Origin of the sequence: Vibrio sp. 10N.237.312.B06, assembly GCF_041464685.1 — a bacterium.
Taxonomy (GTDB): Bacteria; Pseudomonadota; Gammaproteobacteria; order Enterobacterales; family Vibrionaceae; genus Vibrio; species Vibrio tasmaniensis_A.
This window is the reverse complement of sequence record NZ_JBFSPI010000198.1, coordinates 1-1329: the sequence shown is the minus strand read 5'-3', so window position 1 is coordinate 1329 and position 1329 is coordinate 1. Positions and strand designations below refer to the sequence as shown.

1 protein-coding gene is annotated in these 1329 nt (G+C 37.7%); it reads right to left on the bottom strand.

Going from position 1 to position 1329, the window contains the following annotated elements; all coding sequences use genetic code 11:
* Positions 1-239: 239 nt before the first annotated feature.
* A complete protein-coding gene (locus tag AB6C75_RS23505) occupies positions 240-878 on the bottom strand; it encodes a glutathione S-transferase family protein (protein WP_280603577.1) in 639 nt (212 codons plus the stop codon).
* Positions 879-1329 lie beyond the last annotated feature (451 nt).

Genomic DNA, 1329 nt, shown 5'->3' with positions numbered 1-1329 from the left:
CCCTGAACATTTAGAAGAGACTTTGATGCTGAATCCTTTGAATCAGCATCAAAACTCGACTGATTCTTAACTCGTTTGTCCCAGAGCATAGCAATCCCAGAGTATTGCGGCATAACACGTCTCTGGACATAAATGAGCTACAGCTTCCCCTAAATTAGCAATTTATGGATAACTAAAGGTATAGAAAGTCGCTTAACGTAGCGTCCAGTATTTATGGTGCAGATCATTTGTTATGAGTATTACTTAAATGGGCTAAGATCGATACCCTCTAACTCACAAACAGCCATGATTGTTGGATGTGATGATAAACGATTTAGATAAGCTGACAGATGCTCAAAACTTAATGGCGATTTCTTAATTGGTAAACACCACCCAGAAAGCATAAATAAGAAGAAATCACAGGCTGAAATTTCATCGCCTAAAAGGTATTTATTACCCTCAAGTTGATCATTAATTACGGATAGTGAGTCACCAATTCGATCATCTTGCGCTGCAACCACATTTGGAATAGTACTTTCATCATTTGTATGTCGATGTGGATAATATCGAACCATTAACTCAGCTTGAAGTGTATTATTCAAGTACGCTAACCATTGGAAAAACTGAGGTCTACTTTTGCTCCCCAACTGAGGGAGCAAACCATGCTTAGGGTTTTGCTCACAAAGATGAATACAAATCGCAGAGCTTTCAAAGATTGCCATTCCATCGTCAATTAATGTAGGAATTCTACCCGCTGGATTCAATTTTAAATATTCAGTTGATTTGTGGAAGCTTGACTTCCTATCAACTAACAACAATTGATAGTCTAATTCCATGAAATGTAATAAGAAGTGCGGAGCTAAACTCGCGTTGTTTGGGTAATAATATAACTGATACAAAATGACTTCCTTTTCTTAATCCACAAATACTCATAACATTTTAATATCGTGCAGGCACGAATTCATACTTTCAGCATACCCCTAAACACCTTGCCTAACCAACTGAAAATAATCATATAATATAGTACGAATCCGATTTTTCAGGTGCAAACCGTGCAGATACACATTGCTTCCTATTCAAGGCACTTTATCACTGAAGAACTTCCATTTAGTTATCCACTATTCAATAGCCTAGCAACACTTAAACAACGCATTCGTGCGTAGCTGTGTTTGAAGATCAGTTTCTAGTGGTCTAGTGGGTTAGGAATTTGGGGACAAAGTTGAACTCTAGGCATGAGGAAAAGTAAGGAAAGTTCCTGAGTTTTAACCTGAGTTCAATCCCTATCTAGCTCATTTTGGGGCAAAAGTGAGTCAGAAAATTCCGAGTGCTTAAATGAGTCTAACTTATAGA